The organism is Streptomyces sp. NPDC001292 (genome assembly GCF_042896465.1).
Lineage (GTDB): Bacteria > Actinomycetota > Actinomycetes > Streptomycetales > Streptomycetaceae > Streptomyces.
In genome coordinates, this window is sequence record NZ_JBIAXG010000100.1 from 6,045 (window position 1) to 7,147 (window position 1,103).

The 1,103-nt window shown below is 71.3% G+C and carries 1 protein-coding gene; it reads left to right on the top strand.

Annotation, left to right across the window (positions count from 1 at the left end):
• Positions 1-1,061, top strand: a 1,061-nt coding sequence (locus ACFY4A_RS42015; RefSeq protein ID WP_390834591.1) for a SpoIIE family protein phosphatase, incomplete at its 5' end; no start/stop codon positions are given.
• Between the last annotated feature and the right edge of the window lie 42 nt (positions 1,062-1,103).

Genomic DNA, 1,103 nt, shown 5'->3' on the forward strand with positions numbered 1-1,103 from the left:
ACCTGCCCGCCGACCCCCTGGCCGGCGTCAGCGGCGACTGGTTCGACGTGATCCCGCTGTCCGGCGCACGCGTCGCCCTCGTCGTCGGCGACGTCGTCGGCCACGGCATCCGCGCCTCGGCCACCATGGGCCGGCTGCGCACCGCGGTATGCACCCTGGCCGACGTCGACCTGCCGCCCGACGAACTGCTCACCCACCTCGACGACCTCGTCATCCGCCTCTCCACCGACGAAGCCACCCCCAAAGGCGCCCCCGAAGGCGCCGGCGGCATCGGCGTCACTTGCCTCTACGCCGTCTACGACCCCGTCACCCGCCGCTGCACCCTCGCCCGGGCCGGCCACCCCCCGCCCGCCGTCGTCACTCCCGACGCCGCCGCCTACCTCCTCGACGTCCCCGCCGGCCCCCCGCTCGGCCTGGGCGGCCTGCCGTTCGAGGCCACCGAGACCGAACTACCCGAAGGCAGCCTGCTCGCCCTCTACACCGACGGCCTCCTCGAACCCCGAGACCACGACATCGACGAAGCCCTCGACAAAATGTTCGCCGCCCTCGTCCGCCCCGCCCGCACCCTCGACACCGTCTGCGACCACGTCCTCACCGCCACCCTCACCCACCGCCCCGACGACGACATCGTCCTGCTCATCGCCCGCACCCGCGCCCTCAGCGCCGACCGCGTCGCCGCCTGGGACCTGCAACCCCACCCCGCCGTCGTCGCCCACGCCCGCCAAAATGCCACCGCCCAGCTCACCACGTGGGGACTGACCCACTCCGCCTTCATCACCGAACTCATCGTCAGCGAACTCGTCACCAACGCCATCCGCTACGGCAAACCCCCCGTCCAGCTCCGCATGATCCACCACAACACCACCCTCATCTGCGAAGTCTCCGACACCAGCAGCACCACCCCCCACATGCGCCGCGCCCGCGTCTACGACGAAGGCGGTCGCGGCCTCCTCCTCGTCGCCCAACTCGCCGACCGCTGGGGCACCCGCCATACCTCCCTCGGCAAGACCATCTGGGCCGAACAAACCGTCACACCTGACAGCGAGGATGTGACGTGGTGACGCTGCGGGCGGGTCTGACCGGGTCTGGTCCGAAAACAACGT